The sequence below is a fragment of the Rhodovulum sp. PH10 genome (genome assembly GCF_000293785.1).
Taxonomy (GTDB): domain Bacteria; phylum Pseudomonadota; class Alphaproteobacteria; order Rhizobiales; family Xanthobacteraceae; genus Rhodoplanes.
This window is the reverse complement of sequence record NZ_AKZI01000019.1, coordinates 91,591-112,271: the sequence shown is the minus strand read 5'-3', so window position 1 is coordinate 112,271 and position 20,681 is coordinate 91,591. Positions and strand designations below refer to the sequence as shown.

The window sequence follows — 20,681 nt, the reverse complement described above, 5'->3', positions numbered from 1 at the left end:
CCGGGCCGGTTGTTCCGGTGAATACCCGTTGGCGACGAGGAGCCTTTCGTGAACGTGATCGACCGCATCCAGCGTGTCCCGCTGCTCGGACTGGCCGCGGCGACGGTCGGGCTGGTGGTGCTCGTCGTGCTGTTCTGGCTGCTCGGTCACGTTCTCCTGCTGGTGTTCGGCGCCGTGCTCTTGGCGGTGATGCTGCGCAAGGTGGCGGTGGCGATCTCGCGCCGCGTCGGCGTCGGACCCGACTGGACGCTGGCGCTGATCCTCCTCGTCGCGGTGCTCGCGGTCGCCGGCTGGTCGTGGTTCCTGATGCCGCAGGTGGTCGGCCAGATGAGCGAGGCGGCCGCCAAGATCCCCGATTACACCGACCGCCTGCACGCCCTGTTCTCGCAGTCGCCGATCGGCCGCTACTTCTGGGACAACGGCGTCGAGGCGCTGCAGAGCGGCAGCCTGTCGGGTGCCCTGTCGAGCGTCGGCACGACCGCGCTCGGTGCCGCGACCGACATCGTCATCGTCCTGTTCGTCGGCATCTATCTGGCGATCGAGCCGTCGCTGTATGTCGGCGGGATCGTGTCGCTGTTCCCGCAAGAGGGGCGGGCGGAGGCGCGCCGCGTGCTGATGGACATCGGCAACACGCTGTTCTGGTGGCTGATCGGGCGGCTGATCTCGATGGCGATCATCGGCGTCCTGATCACGATCGGGCTCTACGTGCTGGGCGTTCCGTTCGCGCTGACGCTCGGCCTGTGGTCGGCGCTGATCACCTTCTTGCCCAATATCGGGCCGTTTCTCTCGACGGCACCGAATGCGGTGGTGGCGCTCGAGGCCGGCGGGCTCCAGCTCGCGCTGTGGACCATCGGGCTGCACGTCGTGGTGCAGACGATCGAGAGCTATCTGATCACGCCGATGGTGCAGCAGCGGGCGATCGCGATGCCGCCGGCGCTCACCTTGTCGGTGCAGGTGGCGATGGGCACGCTGTTCGGCCTCACCGGGCTGGCGCTGGCGACGCCGTTCGCGGCCATGTGGATCGTGCTGATCCGCCGCGTCTATATCGGCCACGTGCTGGGCGACCGGGCGGCGCTGCACGGCGCCGCCTCCGGCGAGCGGTGAGCGGGGAACCGCGGGCGCGCCGTCCGGGTTCGTCCCTGCATGCGACCCGAATTCGACGACCTTACGCCGAGGGCTCTCCCTCGTGCCCGGACCGTGAGCGACTGCATGCGCGTGTCGGTGGGCGCACCGAGCCCCGTCCCGCGCACCATGCCGGGCGGCGCCTGCCCGATGCTGCCGGCCGGAAGGTGCGGCCGATGACCGCGCGCGGGCGAGCGCGCCAGGCCGGGCTTTTCGTGTCCGGGATGGCGGGCCGGCGGCCGGCGGTGCCGGTGTCGGCGCAGGCGCTGGAGCAGAAGGGAATCGCCGCGCTCGGCCGCGAGGCGGCCGCCTATGTCGCCGGCGGCGCCGGGCTCGAGCGCACCATGGCGGCGAACCGCGCCGCCTTCGATCGCTGGCGCATCGTCCCGCGGATGCTCGCCGGCGCCGCGCAGCGCGACCTCACGGTGGAGCTGTTCGGACGCCGGCTTCCGCTGCCGCTGCTGTTGGCGCCGATCGGCGTGCTCGACCTCGCCCATCGCGACGGCGACCTGCCGGCGGCACGCGCCGCGGCGGCGGCCGGCATTCCGTTCGTGGTGTCGAACCAGGCGTGCCGGCCGCTCGAGGAGATCGCCGCGGCGACCGGGTCGGCGCCGCGCTGGTTCCAGCTCTACTGGTCGGCCTGCGACGCGCTCACCGAGAGCTTGGTCGCGCGCGCCGAGCAGGCCGGCTACGAGGCGATCGTGGTGACGCTCGACACCACCATGCTCGGCTGGCGACCGCGCGATCTCGACGGCGGCTATCTGCCGTTCGTGCGCGGACGCGGGCTCGCGAACTATCTCTCAGACCCGGTGTTTCGCGCCCTCGCCGAAGACCCGGCAGAAGGCCCGGACGAAGACGGGGAGAGCGCCGGCGCCGGCGCAAAAAATCCGCGCCCGTCGCTGGCGGCGGTGCTCGAGCTGCTGCGGCACTGGCCGGGCGGCGCGTGGGAGGTGCTGGCGAGCGACCGGGCGCAGCGGGCGATCCGCCGCTTCCTCGCGGTCTATTCGCGGCCGAGCCTGCGGTGGGACGACCTGCCGTTCCTGCGCGCGCGCACCCGCCTGCCGATCCTCCTCAAGGGCATCGTCCATCCGGACGACGCGCGGCGGGCGATCGACGCAGGCGCCGACGGCCTCGTCGTCTCGAACCACGGCGGGCGGCAGGTGGACGGCGCGCTCGGCGCGCTTGCGGCGCTGCCGGAGGTGGTGCGCGCGGTCGACGGCAGAATACCGGTGCTGTTCGACAGCGGCGTGCGCACCGGCGCCGACGTCGTCAAGGCGATCGCGCTCGGCGCCGCCGCCGTGCTGATCGGCCGGCCGTACGTCTACGGGCTGGCGCTGGCGGGCGAGCGCGGCGTCGCCGAGGTGATCGACAATCTCGCGGCCGACCTCGACCTGACGCTCGCGCTCGCGGGCCGCCGAACGCTCGCCGAGCTCGACCCGTCGATGCTCGCCCTCGCCGCGCCGGCCGGGCCGGCGCCTCGCACTCCCTCGGAGACACACGATGCAGACGATCCCGCGTGATCCCGCCCTCGACAGCTCGCTCGCCTTCAAGGCGGAGGGCTACCGCTTCGTCGCCAACCGCTGCGAGCGGTTCGCCAGCGACATCTTCGAGACCCGGCTGCTCGGCAGGCGCTTCTACTGCGTGCGCGGCGAGGACGCGGCGAAGATGTTCTACACGCCCGACCGCTTCACCCGGGTCGGCGCGCTGCCGCGCTCGACGCTGGTGCTGCTGCAGGACGAGGGCAGCGTCGCCACTCTCGACGCCGAGGCGCACCGTCGCCGCAAGGGCATGATGATGTCGCTGATGACGCCGCCGCGGCTCGAGGCGATCGCGGCCGCGGCGGGCGACGGCCTGCGCACGGCGGCGCGCGGCTGGGTCGGCCGCACGGTGACGCTGCACGAGGAGGTGCGCGCGCTCCTGTGCCGGGTGGTGTGCGACTGGGCGGGCGTGCCGGCCGACGAGAAGCGCCTCGCCCGCCTCACCGGCGAGATCGGCGCGATGATCGACAATGCCGGCACGATCGGCCCGCCCAACTGGACCGCCCGCGTGCTCCGGCGCGGCGCCGAGCGCTATCTGCGCAACCTGGTCGAGGACGTCCGCGCCGGCCGGCCGATGCCGCCCGCGCAGAGCGCGCTCGCGGTGATCGCCGCCCATCGCGACGGTGTCGACGGCAACGGTGGCGACGGCGGCGGCGCGCTGCTGCCGGCCGACATCGCCGCGGTCGAGCTTCTCAACATCCTGCGCCCGACGGTCGCGATCGCCCGCTTCGTGGTGTTCGCCGCGCTGGCGCTGCACCAGCATCCGGAGACGCGCGAGCGGGTGGCGGGCGACGACGCCTATATGGAAGCCTTCGTCCAGGAGGTGCGGCGGATCATCCCGTTCTTCCCCGTCGTCGCCGGGGTCGCCCGCACCGCCTTCACCTGGCGCGAGCACGCCTTTCACGAGGGCGACCGTTTCATCCTCGATCTCTACGGCACCGATCACGACGGCCGCATCTGGGAGGACCCCGAGGCGTTCCGTCCCGAGCGCTTCCTCGGCTGGACCGGCAACGCCTACACCATGGTCCCGCAGGGCGGCGGCGCGCACCACGAGAACCACCGCTGCGCGGGCGAATGGCTCACCATCGCGGTGATGAAGACGATGGTCCGCGCGCTCGCGCGCGACATCGTGTGGGAGGTGCCGGACCAGGACCTCTCGGTCGATCTCGCAAAGCTGCCGACCCTGCCGGCGAGCGGCTTCTTGGTCGCGATCCAGGCGGTGCGCTGAGCCTCACACGCCGGCCTGCTGGAGAAAACCCTCCACCATGCCGCGATAGCCGGCGCCGAACAGCCGCAGATGCACCAGCGCCGGCCACAGGCTGTAGATCGGCAGCCGCTCGGCATGGCCCGGCGCGAGCGGTGTGTATGCCTGGTAGAAGGAGGCCGACGGCCGGCCGAACAGGCACAGCATCGCGAGGTCGACCTCGGCGTGGCCAAAGTAGCAGGCGGGGTCGATCAGCCCGGAGACGCGGCCGTGGTCGGCCAGCACGTTGCCGCTCCACAGGTCGCCGTGCAGCAGCGAGGCTCTTGGCGTCTTCGGCAGGCGGTTCGGCAGGTCGGCGGCGAGCTTTTCCAGCCGGCGCGCGAGCGCGCCCGAAACATGCGGACCGTTCACCAGCAGGCGACGCTCGCCCCAGAATGCCGGCCAGTCGTCGGAAAAGCCGTTCTCGATCGCGACCGGCCCGAAGGCGTAGTCTTCGGTCCAGCCGTAGCGTTCGCCGCAGGTCGCGTGCAGGCGGGCGAGCACGGTTCCGAGATCGCCCCAGGCGCCGCCGAGCGAGCCGCCGGTCGAAAGCTGCTCGATCACCAAACAGCCGTCGTCGACCGCGAGCACGCGGGGTGCCGGCGCGCCGGCCTTTGCGATCGCCTGCAGCATCGCCGCCTCGGTGCGCGGCGCCGGGCCGCCCTTGACGATCGCCTCGCGCCCGTCGGCGAGCACGATGTGCGAGATTTCCGACAGATCGCCGCCGGCGAGCGGATCGGCCTGCGTCAGCTCCGCCCCGAGCAGCGCCGCCGCGTGCGCCGCCAGCGGGCTCGCCCGCCCGCTCACCGCGTCTCCGAAAGCTTGCGGACCAGCGCCGAGGTACCGGAGGCGACGTCGGAAAAGGTGGTCTCGAAGCCGTCGTCCTCGCCGTAATAAGGATCGGTCACGCCTTCGCCCTCGCGGCCCGGCACTGCGTCGAGCAGCAGGCCGAGCTGTGCCGTCGCGTTGGCCGGGCGCAGCCGGCGCAGCGCCGCGAGCACGTCGCGGTCGAGCGCGATCACGTGGGTGAAGCGGGAAAAATCCTCGTGCGTCACCTGCCGGCCGCGGCAGCCGCCGATATCGACGCCGTGCTTCTTCGCCACCGCCTGGGCGCGCGGATCGGGCGCCTCGCCGACGTGCCAGTTGCCGATGCCGGCGGAATCCGCCTCGGCGTCGAGCTTTTGCCGCGCCGCCTCGGCGCGAAACACCGCCTCGGCGAGCGGCGAGCGGCAGATGTTGCCGAGGCAGACGAACAGCACCGCGGGTTTTTGGTTCGGCACGCGCTTCTCCCTCCTCACCACCTTCGAGACGCGGCGTCGGCCGTCACAGCCAGGCGAGGGTTTGGCCCTCGATCACCAGGCAGGTCAGCCGGCCGGTGGCGAACGCGCCGGTGTCGATGTCGATCCGGTTGCGCTTCACCTCGGGCTCCGGCACCGGCGTGTGGCCGTGCACGACCGTCTTCTCGTAAAGCCCATCGTGCATCAGGAAGGGATCGCGGATCCAGATCAGATCCTGGTCGTCCTGCGCGGCGAGGGGCACGCCGGGCTTCACGCCGGCATGCACGAAGAAGAAATCGCCGAGCGAGAATTTGGTCGGCAGCGCGCGGAAAAAGGCGAGGTGCTCCGCCGGCAGCACCTCTTTCAGCGCGGCCGAGAGAGCGGCGAGCTCGTCGTCGTCCGGATTGAGCGACGGCCGCAGGCCGTAGGAGAGCAGCGTCTCCAGCCCGCCGAACCGGCGCCAGGTCCGCAGCAGGCCGGGATCGTCGAGAAAGCGGACGATGTAGGTCTCGTGATTACCGCGCAGCTGCACCGTTTCGCGGGCGGCGCGCCGCGCGATCATCAAATCGACGACGTCGCGCGAGCGCGGGCCCCGGTCGATATAGTCGCCGAGATAGATCTCGACCGGCCGCACCGCCTTGCGGGCGGCGGTGTCGGCGTCGATCCGGGCGAACAGCGCCTCCAGGAGATCGGCGCGGCCGTGCACGTCGCCGACCGCATAGACGCGGCAGCCCTCCGGCACCGCGGACCGGCGCGGCGTCGACCCGTGCAGGTGCAGGACCGGCGGCAGCGCCGCCCGGTCGGCGGACGTGGAAGCCGCCGTCTCGCCTCGAGGAGCGCGCACGAATCGTCCTCACAGCGTGGCGAGCACGCTCTCCGCGCTGGTCGCGACCGCCTGGCCGGGCTCCGGCTCGACGCTGATGCGCGCGACCTCGCCGTCCTTCACCAGCATCGCGTAGCGCTTGGAGCGCAGCCCGAGGCCGCCCGCCGAGACGTCCATCGTCATGCCGATCGCTTTCGCGAAATCGCCGTTGCCGTCCGCCAGGAACTCGATCCGCCCGTCGGCGCCGGCCGCCTTGCGCCAGGCGTGCATCACGAACACGTCGTTGACCGCGGTCACCGCGATGGTGTCGACGCCCTTCGCCTTGATCTCGTCGGCGCGGGCGAGGAAGCCCGGCAGATGGTTGTTGTGGCAGGTCGGGGTGAAGGCGCCGGGCACCGCGAACAGCACCACGGTCTTGCCCTTGAAGACGTCGTCGGTGGTCGCCCAGGCCGGGCCGTTCTCGGTCATCACGCGGAATTTCGCCTCGGGAATACGGTCGCCGACCTGGATGGGCATGGTGCTGTCCTTGCTGTGACGTCGAAGAGCGGGCGGCGGGCGCGCGGGGGGCGCGACCGGCCAACGCACCCGAGATAGGTGCCGAGAGGCCGCCCGTCGAGACGGCGGGCGGGCCGATCGTCCGCCACCGCGCCGTCACGGTCGGCGGTCGGCCATTCGGCCGTCACCGGACGGCCGTCACCGGACGGGCGTCACGGGTCGAGGGTCACCGGCACCGCGATGGCGCGATCGCCGGCGACCGCGGTGAGCGTCAGGGTGGCGCCGCGCGGGTCGACCCCGGCGGGGGCGCCGTCGACCTCGAAGGTGAAGCGGTGCGTGCCGTCCGGCCCGCTGCCGGCGGGATTTGGCACCGGCAGCGCCCAGGCGGCGGTCGGGCCTTCCGCGAACAGGTCGACCTCGGTGCCGGCGGGGGCGGCGACGTCGACCACCAGCCGCGGCGTCGGCCATTCGCCCTCGCGATGCACCGCCCGCACGGAAAAATCGCCGGCGTCGCCGACCCTCGCCGGTCGCGGCAGCCGGGCGACCGCGCCGGCGAGCCCGCCGAGGCTGCTGCCGTTCGTCGCAGGCGACATCGCGCCGGTGGCGGGTGCCGTAGGCGCCGCCGCGCTCTCGGCCGGCAGCACCAGGGTCGCGGTGCCGGTCTTCGGCACGCACAGCCGCTCGCACACGGCATAGTCGACCTCGACCGCGAGGGTCGCCGCCTGCGTCGCGTCGTCGCGCGCGACCGCGACGGGGAAGATCACCCCGCCCTTGTAGCCGATCGAGGTGCCGCCGCCGTCGGCGAAGCGGTGCGGTGCGGGATAGCGCACCGTCGCCGATTTCACGTTCACCGAGCGGGAGAAATCGAACCGCGGCGGCACACCGGAATCACCGGGGTACCGCCAATAGGTCTTCCAGCCGTCGCCGAGCCGGATCTCGACGCCCGCGACGGTGGAAGGCGCATCCGCCGTCGCGCCGCCGCCGATCAGCCGCACCGCACCGCGGGCATCGCCGTCCCACGCCGAGACGGTGGGCCCCGCCACCGCGGCGCCGCCCGTCAGCGCGAGCATCGTCAGCACCGGCAGCGCGCATCGCCGCATCGTCACATTCATTCGCGATCCTCTCCTTGCGTGCGCCCGCGGCCGTCCCGACATGACGACGGGCGGCCCCGGCCGCCGCGATCCGCGCGTTGCAACTCGATCCCGTCGGAGTAATCTTGCCGAGATGAAAGCCGCAAGAAAAACATCGCCGCAGGAGACGGCGCCCGACGAGGGCGAGCCGAAGCGCGGCTATCTCGACGGACAGATGCTGATCGCCATGCCGAGCATGCGCGACGAGCGTTTCGCCCGCAGCCTGATCTATGTGTGCGCGCACTCGTCCGAAGGGGCGATGGGTATCATCGTCAATCAGCCGGCGCCCAACGTCAATTTCGCCGACCTCTTGGTCCAGCTCGAGGTGATCCCCGCCTCCGACCTGATCATCCTGCCGCCGCGCGCCGGCTCCGTGAAGGTTTTGCGCGGTGGACCGGTGGAGACCGGGCGCGGGTTCGTGCTGCATTCGAGCGACTTCTTCATCGAGAACTCGACGCTGCCGATCGACGACGGCATCTGCCTGACCGCCACTCTCGACATTTTGAAGGCGATCGCCCGCGGCGACGGGCCGCTCTCGGCGGTGCTCGCGCTCGGCTATGCCGGCTGGGCGCCGGGCCAGCTCGAGACCGAGATCCAGGCGAACGGCTGGCTGCACTGCACCGCCGATCCCGAGCTGATCTTCGGCGGCGACACCGAGGTGAAGTACGAGCGCGCGCTGCAGAAGATCGGCATCCATCTCGGCATGCTGTCGAGCGAGGCCGGCCACGCCTGAGGGCGGACGGTCTCGGCTCCTCCGCCGTCATCGCCGGGCCGGCCGAAGGCCGTGACCCGGCGATCCATCACGCGACGCAAAGACGTCTTTTCGATTTTGATGGATGCGCGGGTCTTTGCCCGCGCATGACGGCAACGGCCGTAGGTGCGCAGTGCCGTCGCACGCATCTCGGCGGTGCGCACGCTTCGCTCCGCGCACCCTACCTCCGCGCACCCGACCCGCCTATCCTCGTGACGATCGCGCCGCCCCGCTCTACCGGGACGCCGCCGCGGTGCGGTCGCCGACCAGGAGCGCGCGGGCGGCCTCGGCCGGCATCGCCTCGCCGAACACGAAGCCCTGCACGTACTCGCAACCGAGCTGATAGAGCTCGACGGCATCCGAATCCGTCTCGGCGCCTTCCGCCACCACCTCCATGCCGAGGTCGTGCGCGAGTCCGACGATCGAGCGCAGGATCACCGGCCGGGTGCCCTTGGCGGTGGTGCGCACGAACGACTTGTCGATCTTGATGGTGTCGAACGGGAAGCGCTGCAGATAGGCGAGCGAGGAGTGGCCGGTGCCGAAGTCGTCGAGCGACAGGCCGGCGCCGAGCTCCTTGATGCGGTGGAGGATCTGCGAGGTCAGCTCGGGATTTTCCATCACCAAGCTCTCGGTCATCTCGAGCTTGAGGCTGCCGCGCATCAGGCCGGAGCGAGCGAGCACGGTGCGCAGATCCTGAATCAGATCCTGGCGCAAGAGCTGACGCGAGGAGACGTTGACGCTGGCGAACAGCGGCGTGCGGCTCGGCACCGCGCGCTGCCAGGCGGCGAGCTGGCGGGCGGTGCGCTCCATCGCGAACAGGCCGAGATCGACGATCAGGCCGATCTCCTCGGCGATCGAGATGAACTCCGACGGCGACAGCCGGCCGAGCTTCGGATGGTCCCAGCGCGCGAGCGCCTCGAAGCCGGCGACCGAGCGGTCCTCCAGCCGGACGATCGGCTGGTAGAACATCGTGATCTCCTCGCGCTCGAGCGCGCGACGCAGCTCGGATTCGAGCGTCAGCCGATCGGTCTTGCGGGCGCGCATCGCCGGCTTGAAGATCTCGATGCGGTCGCCGCCGATCCGTTTGCCGTGATACATCGCGAGCTCGGCGTCCTTCAGCACCTCGTCGGGGCGCTGCTGCTGCGCGTCCGACAGCGCGATGCCGAGCGAGGCGGTGAGGATGATCTCGCGGTCGTTGAAGACGATCGGCGCGTTGATGGTCTTCCGCATCGTCTCGGCGAACGCGATGATGCGCCCCGATTCCTTCTCCGACAGCAGGAGCAGGCCGAACTGATCACCGGCGAGCCGGGCCAGCGTGTCCTGCGGCTTGAGGAGGCGGCCGAGCCGGCGGGCGATGGTGAGCAGGATCGAGTCGCCGACCGCCATGCCGACCGAATCGTTGACCTGCTTGAAGCGGTCGACGTCGATCACCATCACCGTCGCCTTGATGCCGGTATTGGCTCTCGCGAAGGTCAGCACCGCCTGCAGGCGGTCGATGAACAGCTGGCGGTTCGGCAGGCCGGTGAGGTTGTCGTGCACGGCGTCGTGCAGCAGGCGCTCCTCGGCGGTCTTGAACTCGGTGACGTCGGCGAGCGTGCCGACCAGGCGCACCACCTCGCCGTCCGAGCCGACCACCGGCCGCGCCTTCAGCGCGAACCACAGATAGTGGCCGTCGCTGGTGCGCAGGCGGAACTCGTGGACGAGGCGGCCACGGCGCTGCTCCAGCACGCTGTCGAGCGCGGTGCGGAAGCGGTCGCGGTCGATCGGGTGCAGGACCTCGAGCCAGCCGGCCGCCGGTCCCTCGAGGCTGCCGCGCGGCAGCCCGAGAATCTGGTCGGTCTCGGGGCTGGTGTAGATCTTGTCGGAGCCGACGTCCCAGTCCCAGATCAGGTCGCCGGCGCCGGTCAGCGCCAGCGCGCGGCGCTCGACGTCGGACACGATGGTCTGCGTCACGCCGCCGGCAAAGGCGTGCTGCATCACCGTGAAGCCGATCAGCATGACGATCAGCACGAGGCCGCCGAGCAGCGCCGGGCCGACGATGTCGTTGGTCACCATCCCGGTCACCGTCATGCCGGCGGCGACCACCCACACGACCAGCAGGAACCAGGTCGGGATCAACAGCACCGCGCGGTCGAAGCCGCGCGCGGCGAGATAGACGACCAGCGCGAAGCCCGTCACCGCGACGAGGGCGAGCGAGAGGCGCGCGATGCCGGAGGCGATCGCCGGATCGACCAGCGCCACCGCCACCAGCGCGACCAGGCCGACGAGCCAGCCGACGGTGAGATAGCCGTAGCGCACGTGCCAGCGCGCGAGGTTGAGATAGGCGAACAGGAAGACCACCAGCGTCGCCGCGAGGATCGCCTCGCCGGAGGCGCGCCACACCCGCTCGGCCCCGGCCGACATGTCGAACACCTTGCCCCAGAAGCCGAAGTCGATGCCGATATAGACCAGCACCGCCCAGGCGAGCGCGGCGGCGGCGGGGAACATCACGCTGCCCTTCACAACGAACAGGATGGTGAGAAACAGCGCCAGGAGGCCGGCGATGCCGATCACCATGCCGTGGTAGAGCGTGAAGGAGTTGACCTTGTCCTTGTAGGCCTCCGGCTCCCACAGATAGATCTGCGGCACGCGGTCGGTGCGCAGCTCGAGCACGTAGGTGACCACCGCGCCGGGATCGAGGGTGAGGCGGAAGATGTCGGCGGTCGCGCTGTCCTGGCGCTCCGGCCGGTCGCCGAAGCTCGGCGTGATGCCGGCCACCCGCGACAGGCCGAGATCGGGCCACAGCAGGCCGGAGCCGACCATCTGATAATGCGGCACGACGATCAGCCGGTCGAGCTGCTCGTCGCCGGTGTTGGCGAGCGCGATCACCGCCCAGTCGTCGCCGCCGTCGCGCGAGCGCACCTCGATGCGGCGGACGATCCCGTCGGGGCCGGGGGCGGTGGAGACCTGCACGCGGTCGCCCTCGGTCTGCTGCATCTCGACGGCGTCGGTGAGGTCGATCGCCGGCACGTCGGCGCGGACATTGATCGCCTGCACGGCGTTCGCGGGCGAGGGGACGCCGACCAGCGTCGCCACCAGCGCGGCGAGCACCAGCAGCGCCTGCACGGCGACGATGCGGCACGCGTCGAAGGCGGCGCGGCGGCGCGCGCCTGCCGTGCGGAGCCTCGTTGTCTCGGAAGCGGTCACGCGGTCAGCACGATCTTGCCGATGTGCAGGCTCGATTCCATCCGGGCGTGGGCGGCGGCGGCCTCGGCGAGCGGATAGGTTCGGTCCATCACCGGGCGCACCCGGCCGGCGGCGATCAGCGGCCACACCTGCCGCTCGACCGCACGGGCGATCGCCGCCTTGTCGGCCGCCGCGCGCGAGCGCAGCGTCGATCCGGTGTGATGCAGCCGCTTCAGCATCACCCGGCTGAAATCGACGGTCGCTTTCGGCGAGGCCTGGAAGGCGATCTGGACGATCCGCCCCTCGACCGCCGCGGCGCTCCAGTTGCGGGCGATGTAGTCGCCGCCCACCATGTCGAGAATCACGTTCGCCCCCGCTCCGCCGGTCGCCTGCTTGACGGCGGCGACGAAGTCCTCGGTCCTGTAGTTCACGGCGACGTCGGCGCCCAGACGGCGGCAGGCTTCGCATTTCTCCTCCGAGCCGGCGGTGACGATCACGGTGGCGCCGAACGCCTTGGCGAGCTGGATCGCCATGGTGCCGATGCCGGACGAGCCGCCGTGCACCAGCAGGGTCTCGCCGCGCTGCAGGCCGCCGCGCTCGAACACGTTGTGCCAGACGGTGAAGGCGGTCTCCGGCACCGCGGCCGCCTCGGTCGGCGCGAGATCGGGCGGGATCGGCAGCGCGTGGGTCTCGTCGGCGATGCAGTAGTCGGCATAGCCGCCGCCCGACACCAGCGCCATCACCCGGTCGCCGCGCGTCCAGCGGGTCGAATCGGGGCCGGTCGCGACCACCGTGCCGGCGATCTCGAGGCCGGGAATGTCGGAGGCGCCGGGCGGCGGCGGATAGAGACCCTTGCGCTGCATCACGTCCGGGCGGTTCACCCCGGCGGCCTCCACCTTCACGAGAATCTCGCCGCGGCCGGGCGTCGGCACCGGCCGCTCCTCGGGCACCAGCACCTCGGGGCCCCCCGGCGCCCGGATGGCGATGGCGGTCATGGTGGGGGGAATCGACGGGGCGGGGATCGACGTCATGGCACTCTCGGTCGCGGGGCCGGCCGGGCCGGCGGCGGCGAAGGAGCCGCATGCGGCACGGCTCGAGGGTCGGGCGAGCAGGTCGGGCGCTTGCAAGGCAGGCGATCCTCGGCGCATTTTCTACGCGCGGCGCGCCGGGAAGGGAAGCCGGGTTCCCTGCGGTCGGTCCTCGCCTGCGATCACGGCGAGGATTGGGCGGACCCGAGATCACGGTGCCGGCCACCGGGGTGCGCGTAAAGAACGGCAGGACGACGAGGAGGACGCCATGGCGATATCCGAGGACGACGACCGGCCGAAGACGCGGCTCGCGCACGAGATCGGGCAGGATCTGTCGGTGCTGTCGATCGAGGAGCTGGAGGAGCGCATCGCGCTTCTGAACGGCGAGGTCGCCCGGCTCGAGGCGATGCGCGACCGCAAGCGCGCCTCGCGCTCGGCAGCCGACCAGTTCTTCAAAAGCTGATCTTTTTCCCCGCGGAATATCTGCGGAGGACGCCGGGCGGCTCTGCGGGCCGCGCGCAGCGGCGGCGCGTCCCGAGGTGCGTTCCAGGCGCCTTCCGTCACCCACCGGACAGGCCGGAGTAAGCCGGCGTTAAGCTTTCTCGTTTATTACCATGATCGTCCACTTCGTGGACACCGAGTGGCTCCTGTCCACTCTGTTTGACGCCTCCCTGTTGACACTTTGGGCCGCCCTTCCCGGCGGCCCCTTTTTTCTGTCGTCCTCGTCGCCTTTCCGGCGTCGGGTTGCGCTGCCGCACGCGACGGTGGTGTGGTGCTCCCGTGTGGCGCCTCCCGGGTTTCGTCACGAACACGGAAACTATGTCGCTAAAACTTGCTGGATCGTCGGCAGGCGGCGGCTGGACTCCGGGGGGCCGGCGGCGCGATAGTCCCGGCCAACAGGGGTCGCCATGTCCGACAATGCACCGTCCGCCGCTGATCCTGTGCCGTTCGGCGCGAAGCTCGCGTCGTCCCAGGCCTTCGTTGCGCTGTTCAGCGACGGCATGAAGCTGGTCGAGGAGACCGCCGCCTATCTCGACGGGCCCGGCCGGGTCGATTCCAAGCGGCTCGAGCGCGGCGCCGCGCTGTCCTACGCCACCGAGAGCATGCGGCTGACCACCCGGCTGATGCAGCTCGCCTCCTGGCTGTTGCTGCACCGCGCGGTCAACGAAGGCGAGATGTCGCTCGATCAGGCGAGCCGCGAGAAGACAAAGGTCAAGCTCGGCGGCAGCGAGCCGGCCGGCGAGGACGTGCTGGTGCTGCTGCCGGAGCCGCTGGTCGCGCTGATCGACCGCTCGGTGAAACTGCAGGACCAGGTGCGCCGGCTCGACGCCACCATCCACGCCCCGGTTCCCGAGGCGGCGCCGGGCGAAAACCCGCTCGCCCAGCAGATCGGTTTGTTGCGTGCCGCCTTCGAGCGCGGCGACCACTGACCGCCGGCTCCCGATCGCCGACCAAAGGTCCCGAGCCTTTCCGCCGATTCCGTGACGCCCGCGCGCCGGCGCCGTGTCGCCCGTGAGTCGGGCGGTGTCGGTGGTCGGCCGTGCCGTGCAAAACCTCAGCCGGCGGGGACGTCGTGGCCCTCGGCCTGCTGGTTGAGCGCCTGGGTCACCCGCTCGATCCGCTCGGCGGCGGATTCGAGCGCGGCGGCGACCGCCGCATTGGTGGTCCTGGTGCGCTCGGCCGCCTGCCGGCGGACGTCCTGCAGGCCGGCCATCTCCTCCTCGAACCGCCGCATGCGCGAGGTCGCCTCGGACAGCTCGTCGGCGATCAGCAGCGCCGCCATCACGGTGAGGCGCATGTCGCCGATCTCGCCGAAGGTGGTGCGCAGCTTGGCGATCCGCTGGTCGAGGTCGTGCGCGAGGCGGGCGAGGTGGTGCTCCTGGCCGTCGTCGCACGCCATCCGGTACTGGCGGCCGTTGATGGTGACGCTGACATGGGACATGGCGCCGTCCGGCCCTTACGGCTGGTCGCCGGCGAGCACCGACCGGATGGTCGACATCGCCTGGTCGAGCCGGCCGGCCACCTCGCGGTTGACGCCGGCGAGCTTTTGGCCGCGCGCGGTCTCCTGGTCGAGGGCGGCGGCGAGCCGGGCCCGGTCGACGCCGACCGCATGGAGCTGGTCGGCCAGCGTGCTGCGGCCGCGCTCCAGGTCGAGCCGGCGCTCCAACGCCTCCTCCAGCGCCGCCAAGGCGCGCTGAAGCCGGGTGCTGGCCGCCTCCACGCTGCTGGTCTCGCTCATCGGACCCTTTGTCGTCGCTTCACCCGTGTCGTCCCCGCGCGGCGAAGACGGCATCGCCGAACCCGGATCCGACTCTTTCGTCCCTCGCAGCGCCGCGTCGGCGCGCCGTTCGCTTCCCCCGCGGCGCTGCGTTCGCGCCCCGTTCGCTTCTTTCCGCTGCACGGCGTCCGCGCGCAGTGCTCCGTTCGCTTGCCCGACGGCGCCGCGCCCCCAGGACCGGGGCGGACCAGCGGGTCGGACCACCGGGTCGGACCACCGGGATGCACGACGGGGCCGAAACCCTGTGTTGGCAGAGAGATGCCGAGCGAACTTTAGGGGGATTTTCAGCGTTGCGCAATGCGATGGGCGGACCCCAGGGGCGCCCGGCGGCCGCCGTCCCCGGCTTTTCCGCCCGCCGCGTCGCCCCCTCCCGCCGTGCTCGGGGAGGGGCGGGGCCGCCACTCGGCGGCGTCCCGCCCGCGCTCTGCCACCCCACCGTGCCCCCCGCCATGCCCCTGCCGTGGGACGCCACGACCCGGCCACGCCCCGGCCGCGATCGGCGGCCCTGCGACGCCGCTTCACGGGCTCCCGATACCGGCGTCACATTGACACGAGCGCGCCGGATGCCTATCAAAACTCGGCCCCGGATGAAGGGCTTGCGCGGCCTCGCCGCCCGACGGCTCCGCCGCGCGACACCCGCCGCCGACACCGCCAGGTTCTCGCAGGCAGGTCCCCGCAGGCGGCCGCGGCCGACGCCCTTCGATCGGGCGTCACCACACGAGGCCAGCGACCACAGGAGGCCGACATTCCGATCTCCCGCGCCGAGCACGACCGTATGGCGAACGCCATTCGGGCACTCGCCATGGATGCCGTCGAGAAGGCGAAATCCGGACACCCCGGCCTGCCGATGGGCGCGGCCGACATCGCCACCGTCCTGTTCGGCCGGGTGCTGAAGTTCGATCCCGCCGACCCGCACTGGCCCGACCGCGACCGCTTCGTGCTGTCGGCCGGGCACGGCTCGATGCTGCTCTATTCGCTGCTCTATCTCACCGGCTTCAAGTCGGTGCCGATGGAGGAGATCGAGCGGTTCCGCCAGCTCGGCTCGCGCACCCCCGGCCATCCGGAGGTCGAGGCGACCGAGGGCGTCGAGACCACCACTGGCCCGCTCGGCCAGGGCATCGCCACCGCGGTCGGCATGGCGATCGCCGAACGGCACCTCGCCGCCGTGTTTTCGCGCGACGTGGTTGATCATTATACCTACGTGCTGGCCTCCGACGGCGACCTGATGGAGGGCATCAGCCAGGAGGCGATCGCGCTCGCCGGGCACCAGAAGCTCGGCCGGCTGATCGTGCTCTACGACGACAACGGCATCTCGATCGACGGGCCGCTCTCGCTCGCCGACTCGGTGGACCAGGTGAAACGCTTCGAGGCGGCCGGCTGGGACGCTTGCCGGATCGACGGCCACGACCCCGACGCGATCCTCGCCGCGATCGAGGCGGCGCAGACGAGCGACAAGCCGAGCCTGATCGCCTGCAAGACGACGATCGCCTTCGGTGCGCCGACCAAGGCGGGCTCGGAGAAGTCGCACGGCTCGCCGCTCGGCGCCGACGAGATCGCCGGCGCCCGAAAGGCGCTCGGCTGGACCGCGCCGCCCTTCGTGATCCCCGACGACGTGATCACCGAGTGGCGCGCCGCCGGCGTCCGCTCCAAGGAGCGCCGCACCGCCTGGGACGCCCGCGTCGCCGCGCTGCCGGACGACACCCGCCAGGAATTCGAGCGGCGGATGCGGGGCGAGGTGCCGGCCGACCGGATCGAGGCCGCGCTCGCCGAGATCAAGCAGAAGCTCGCCGCCGACCCGAAGCCGCGCGCCTCGCGTGCCTCCTCGGAGTTCGCGCTCGGCGTGCTGGTGCCGGCGCTGCCGGAGCTGGTCGGCGGCTCGGCCGACCTCACCGGCTCCAACAACACCCGCCCCAAGGGCATGCCGGCGATGAGCCCGGATACTCCCGAAGGCCGGTTCATTCATTACGGCATCCGCGAGCACGGCATGGCCGCGGCGATGAACGGCATGGCGCTGCACGGCGGCATCGTGCCCTATTCCGGCACCTTCCTGGTGTTCTCGGACTATTGCCGGCCGTCGATCCGCCTCGCCTGCCTGATGGGCCGGCGGGTGATCCATGTGATGACCCACGATTCGATCGGCCTCGGCGAGGACGGTCCGACCCACCAGCCGGTCGAGCATCTGGCGGCGCTGCGGGCGATGCCGAAGCTCCAGGTGTTTCGGCCGTGCGACGCGGTGGAGACCGCCGAGTGCTGGGCGCTGGCGCTCGCCTCGTTCGACCGGCCGAGCCTGCTCGCGCTGTCGCGGCAGAACCTGCCGCAGCTGCGTGACGCCGCGGAGACCGAGAATCGCTGCGCCACTGGCGCCTATGAACTGCTTCCCGCCGAGGGCGGTGCGGCAAAGGTGTCGATCTTCGCCACCGGCTCGGAGGTGACGATCGCGGTCGAGGCGCGCAAGCTTCTGGCCGAGCGCGGCATTCCGGCCCGCGTCGTGTCGGTGCCGTGCTTCGAGCGGCTGTTCGAGGCGCCCGACGCCGTCCGCCGGACGGTGATCGGCGAGGCTCCCGTGAGGGTTGCAGTCGAGGCGGCGATCCGTCAGGGTTGGGACGCCATCATCGGCTCGGACGGCGCGTTCGTGGGAATGACCGGCTTCGGCGCCAGCGCGCCGGCCGCGGACCTCTATCGGCACTTCGGCATCACGCCGGACGCGGTCGTCCAGGCGGCACTGACCAAGATCCAGGCCGGGTAATAAAACCGCCAAACTGGTCGGGCAGACCGGGACGCGGACCGCGCGGCGGAATTCGCAGAGAAACGTATCGAGGCGCCTTCGATTCCGAGAAGGCGCATGCAAGGAGACGAGAAGCATGGCTGTTCGGGTGGCTATCAACGGGTTCGGGCGGATCGGGCGCAACGTCCTGCGGGCGGCCGCGGAGGCGGGGCGCACGGACATCGAGTTCGTCGCCATCAACGACCTGGCGCCGGTCGAGACGAACGCGCACCTGCTGCGCTTCGACTCCGTGCACGGCCGCTATCCGGGCGAGGTCAAGGTCGATGGCGACTCGATCGACGTCGGCCACGGCAAGATCAAGGTGACGGCGCAGCGCGACCCGACCCAGCTCCCCTGGAAGGAGCTCGGCGTCGACGTGGTGATGGAGTGCACCGGCATCTTCACCGCCAAGGAGAAGGCCAAGGTCCATCTCGAGGCGGGTGCCAAGCGCGTGCTGGTGTCGGCCCCGTCGGACGGCGCCGACCTCACGGTGGTCTACGGCGTCAACAACGACAAGCTGACCAAGGACCACCTGGTGGTCTCGAACGCCTCCTGCACCACCAACTGCCTCGCCCCGGTCGCCAAGGTCCTGAACGATGCCATCGGCATCGAGAAGGGCTTCATGACGACGATTCACTCCTACACCAACGACCAGCCGTCGCTCGATCAGGTCCACAAGGACCTCTATCGCGCACGCGCCGCCGCGCTGTCGATGATCCCGACCTCGACCGGCGCCGCCAAGGCGGTCGGCCTGGTGCTGCCGGAGCTGAAGGGCAAGCTGGACGGCGTCGCGATCCGCGTGCCGACCCCGAACGTGTCGGTGGTCGACTTCAAGTTCGTGCCGAAGCGCGCGACCTCGAAGGACGAGATCAACGAGGCGATCAAGAAGGCTGCCGATCAGCAGCTGAAGGGCATCCTCGGCTACACGATGTTCCCCAACGTGTCGTCCGACTTCAACCACGACTCCCACTCCTCGGTCTTCCACATGGACCAGACCAAGGTGATGGAGGGCACCTTCGTGCGGGTGATGTCGTGGTACGACAACGAGTGGGGCTTCTCGAACCGCATGGCCGACACCGCGGTGGCGATCGCCGAGCTGATCTGAGGCGCCGATGGACCGAACGCCGGACGGCAACGAGGCGGGAGGCGGCGGCAAGCCGTCTCTCGACTTTCGTGTCGCCCGGCTGGAGGACGACGTCGCCGAGATCAAGACGCTCGTCCGCGACATGGACGGGCGGATCGAGGCCCGCTTCAACGCGCTCGACACGCGCTTCGACGCCCGGCTGAACGCCGGCGATGCGCGTCTCGACGCCCGGCTCGGCGCCTGGGAGGCGAAGCTCGACGGCACGCTTCGCGCCTTCGACGCCAAGCTGGAAGCGCGGCTTTCGGCCCAGGATGCCAAGCTCGACGCGAGACTCCAGGCGCAAGACGACAAGCTCGACCGGAAGCTCTCGGATTTCGGAGCCAAGCTCGAGGCCAAGCTCGAGACCAGACTTCAGGCGCAGGACGCAAAGCTCGACCAGAGGTTTTCGGACTTCGACGCCAAGCTCGACGCGCGGTTCCGGGACTCGGACGCAAAGCGCGACGCCGGCTTCGACGCGATGAATGCCAAGTTCGATGCCAAGCTGAACGCGCTCGATACCAAGCTGAACTCGCTCGATGCAAGGCTGAATGCGCTCGACGCCAAGCTGGACGCTCTCGCGACGAAAATCGGCGCCCTCGCCGAGACGGTCGCCGAAACCAAGGGCCGGCTGTCCGGCTTCGACGCGCGGCTCGCCGCGCTGCCGACCACCTGGACGATCCTGACGATCACCTTCACCACCTGGGCCATTGGCTCGGGCCTTCTCCTCGCCGCATTGAAGATGCTCCGATGACCGCATTCCGAACACTCGACCAGGCCGACGTGAAGGACAAGCGCGTCCTCGTCCGGCTCGACCTCAACGTGCCGACCGAGAACGGCAAGGTCACCGACGTGACCCGCATCGAGCGGGCCGCGCCGACCATCACCGAGCTCGCCGACAAGGGCGCCAAGGTGATCCTCCTGTCGCATTTCGGCCGCCCGAAGGAGGGCCCGGAGCCGAAATTCTCGCTCGAGCCGGTCGCCAAGGCGGTGTCGGAGGTGATCGGCCGGCCGGTCGCGTTCGCGTCCGACTGCGTCGGCGAGGTCGCCGAGGCGGCGGTCGCCAAGCTCGCGCCGGGCGACATTCTCTGCCTGGAGAACACCCGCTTCTACAAGGACGAGGAGAAGAACACCCCGGCCTTCGTCGACAAGCTGGCGGCGCTCGGCGACGTCTGGGTGAACGACGCCTTCTCGGCCGCCCACCGCGCCCATGCCTCGACCGAAGGCCTCGGCCACAAGCTGCCGGCCTATGCCGGGCGCAGCATGCAGGCCGAGCTGGAGGCGCTCGGCAAGGCGCTCGAGCAGCCCAAGCGTCCGGTCGCCGCGGTGGTGGGTGGCGCCAAGATCTCCGGCAAGCTCGATCTGCTCGGCAACCTGCTCGACAAGGTCGACGTTCTGATCATCGGCGGCGGCATGGCGAACACCTTCCTCGCCGCGGCCGGCAAGCCGGTCGGAAAATCGCTGTGCGAGACGGACCTCATCCCGACCGCCCAGGAGATCGTCGACAAGGCGAACCGCGCCGGCAAGCAGATCCTCCTGCCGGTCGACGCGGTGGTGGCGGAGAAGTTCGAGGCGAACGCGCCCTCCAAGGTGGTCGGCGTCGACGAGGTCGGTCCGACCGAGATGATTCTCGACGTCGGCCCGCGCTCGATCGAGCACGTCGTCTCCGAGCTCGAGCGGCTGAAGACGCTTCTGTGGAACGGCCCGTTCGGTGCCTTCGAGATCGCGCCGTTCGACACCGGGACGGTGGAGATCGCCGAGGCCGCGGCCGAGCTGTCGGCGGCCGGCAAGCTGGTCACGGTGGCGGGCGGCGGCGACACCGTCGCGGCGCTCAACCATGCGGGTGCGGCCGACCGCTTCACCTACATCTCGACGGCGGGCGGCGCGTTCCTCGAATGGCTCGAGGGCAAGGCGCTGCCGGGCGTCGAAATCCTCAAAGTGAAATGA

General features: G+C 70.8%; 19 protein-coding genes. 10 read left to right on the top strand and 9 right to left on the bottom strand.

The window, feature by feature from the left end:
* Positions 1-48 precede the first annotated feature (48 nt).
* From A33M_RS04220 to A33M_RS04210, 3 genes are all read left to right on the top strand, one after another.
* Entirely contained in the window at positions 49-1,104 is a 1,056-nt protein-coding gene (locus tag A33M_RS04220) for an AI-2E family transporter (protein ID WP_008383859.1), read from the top strand.
* A 194-nt stretch (positions 1,105-1,298) separates the two neighbouring features.
* Positions 1,299-2,642: an alpha-hydroxy-acid oxidizing protein gene (locus A33M_RS04215; RefSeq protein WP_008383858.1), complete on the top strand. Its 1,344-nt coding sequence runs from the start codon at positions 1,299-1,301 to the stop codon at positions 2,640-2,642.
* Positions 2,623-3,888 carry a cytochrome P450 gene (locus A33M_RS04210; protein WP_008383857.1) on the top strand — a complete coding sequence of 422 codons (1,266 nt, stop codon included), beginning with the start codon at positions 2,623-2,625 and terminating at the stop codon, positions 3,886-3,888. The genes A33M_RS04215 and A33M_RS04210 overlap by 20 nt, the downstream gene beginning before the upstream one ends.
* A 3-nt stretch (positions 3,889-3,891) precedes the next feature.
* Here the strand turns inward: A33M_RS04210 and A33M_RS04205 are convergent, their stop codons facing one another.
* From A33M_RS04205 to A33M_RS04185, 5 genes are all read right to left on the bottom strand, one after another.
* The gene (locus A33M_RS04205) at positions 3,892-4,710 is read right to left on the bottom strand and encodes a fructosamine kinase family protein (protein WP_008383856.1); all 819 of its coding nucleotides are present in this window, start codon (positions 4,708-4,710) and stop codon (positions 3,892-3,894) included.
* Positions 4,707-5,183: a low molecular weight protein-tyrosine-phosphatase gene (locus A33M_RS04200; RefSeq protein WP_008383855.1), complete on the bottom strand. Its 477-nt coding sequence runs from the start codon at positions 5,181-5,183 to the stop codon at positions 4,707-4,709. The genes A33M_RS04205 and A33M_RS04200 overlap by 4 nt, the downstream gene beginning before the upstream one ends.
* Positions 5,184-5,226: 43 nt before the next feature.
* Positions 5,227-6,024, bottom strand: coding sequence for a metallophosphoesterase family protein (locus tag A33M_RS04195; protein WP_237718268.1), 798 nt, complete (start codon positions 6,022-6,024; stop codon positions 5,227-5,229).
* Between the two features lie 9 nt (positions 6,025-6,033).
* Positions 6,034-6,519 carry a peroxiredoxin gene (locus A33M_RS04190; protein ID WP_008383851.1) on the bottom strand — a complete coding sequence of 162 codons (486 nt, stop codon included), beginning with the start codon at positions 6,517-6,519 and terminating at the stop codon, positions 6,034-6,036.
* Positions 6,520-6,710: 191 nt separating this feature from the next.
* Positions 6,711-7,610 (bottom strand): protein-disulfide reductase DsbD domain-containing protein, encoded by a 900-nt coding sequence (locus A33M_RS04185; RefSeq protein WP_008383849.1) that lies wholly within the window; start codon positions 7,608-7,610, stop codon positions 6,711-6,713.
* A 112-nt stretch (positions 7,611-7,722) separates the two neighbouring features.
* Here A33M_RS04185 and A33M_RS04180 point away from each other — a divergent pair, with 112 nt between their 5' ends.
* Positions 7,723-8,361: a YqgE/AlgH family protein gene (locus tag A33M_RS04180; protein ID WP_008383846.1), complete on the top strand. Its 639-nt coding sequence runs from the start codon at positions 7,723-7,725 to the stop codon at positions 8,359-8,361.
* Between the two features lie 252 nt (positions 8,362-8,613).
* Here A33M_RS04180 and A33M_RS04175 read toward each other — a convergent pair whose 3' ends face one another.
* Together A33M_RS04175 and A33M_RS04170 are read right to left on the bottom strand one after the other, a co-directional pair.
* Positions 8,614-11,565 carry an EAL domain-containing protein gene (locus A33M_RS04175; protein ID WP_008383845.1) on the bottom strand — a complete coding sequence of 984 codons (2,952 nt, stop codon included), beginning with the start codon at positions 11,563-11,565 and terminating at the stop codon, positions 8,614-8,616.
* Positions 11,562-12,575, bottom strand: coding sequence for an NAD(P)H-quinone oxidoreductase (locus A33M_RS04170; protein WP_008383844.1), 1,014 nt, complete (start codon positions 12,573-12,575; stop codon positions 11,562-11,564). The genes A33M_RS04175 and A33M_RS04170 overlap by 4 nt, the downstream gene beginning before the upstream one ends.
* A 265-nt stretch (positions 12,576-12,840) precedes the next feature.
* Between A33M_RS04170 and A33M_RS04165 the strand changes: the two genes are divergently transcribed.
* Both A33M_RS04165 and rcdA read left to right on the top strand, forming a co-directional pair.
* Positions 12,841-13,035, top strand: coding sequence for a DUF1192 domain-containing protein (locus A33M_RS04165; protein ID WP_008383843.1), 195 nt, complete (start codon positions 12,841-12,843; stop codon positions 13,033-13,035).
* 445 nt (positions 13,036-13,480) lie between these two features.
* Entirely contained in the window at positions 13,481-14,002 is a 522-nt protein-coding gene (rcdA, locus tag A33M_RS04160) for a protease adaptor protein RcdA (RefSeq protein ID WP_008383841.1), read from the top strand.
* A 125-nt stretch (positions 14,003-14,127) separates the two neighbouring features.
* Here rcdA and A33M_RS04155 read toward each other — a convergent pair whose 3' ends face one another.
* Together A33M_RS04155 and A33M_RS04150 are read right to left on the bottom strand one after the other, a co-directional pair.
* The gene (locus A33M_RS04155) at positions 14,128-14,514 is read right to left on the bottom strand and encodes a cell division protein ZapA (RefSeq protein ID WP_008383840.1); all 387 of its coding nucleotides are present in this window, start codon (positions 14,512-14,514) and stop codon (positions 14,128-14,130) included.
* Between the two features lie 15 nt (positions 14,515-14,529).
* Positions 14,530-14,811, bottom strand: coding sequence for a DUF4164 family protein (locus tag A33M_RS04150; protein WP_040619193.1), 282 nt, complete (start codon positions 14,809-14,811; stop codon positions 14,530-14,532).
* Positions 14,812-15,595: 784 nt separating this feature from the next.
* Here A33M_RS04150 and tkt point away from each other — a divergent pair.
* The 4 genes from tkt to A33M_RS04130 all read left to right on the top strand — a co-directional run bounded on the left by tkt (position 15,596) and on the right by A33M_RS04130 (position 20,681).
* The gene (gene tkt, locus A33M_RS04145; protein WP_040619245.1) at positions 15,596-17,596 is read left to right on the top strand and encodes a transketolase; all 2,001 of its coding nucleotides are present in this window, start codon (positions 15,596-15,598) and stop codon (positions 17,594-17,596) included.
* 115 nt (positions 17,597-17,711) lie between these two features.
* A complete protein-coding gene (gene gap, locus A33M_RS04140) occupies positions 17,712-18,719 on the top strand; it encodes a type I glyceraldehyde-3-phosphate dehydrogenase (protein WP_008383832.1) in 1,008 nt (335 codons plus the stop codon).
* Positions 18,720-18,726: 7 nt separating this feature from the next.
* Positions 18,727-19,488 (top strand): hypothetical protein, encoded by a 762-nt coding sequence (locus A33M_RS04135; RefSeq protein WP_008383831.1) that lies wholly within the window; start codon positions 18,727-18,729, stop codon positions 19,486-19,488.
* Positions 19,485-20,681, top strand: coding sequence for a phosphoglycerate kinase (locus A33M_RS04130; protein ID WP_008383830.1), 1,197 nt, complete (start codon positions 19,485-19,487; stop codon positions 20,679-20,681). The genes A33M_RS04135 and A33M_RS04130 overlap by 4 nt, the downstream gene beginning before the upstream one ends.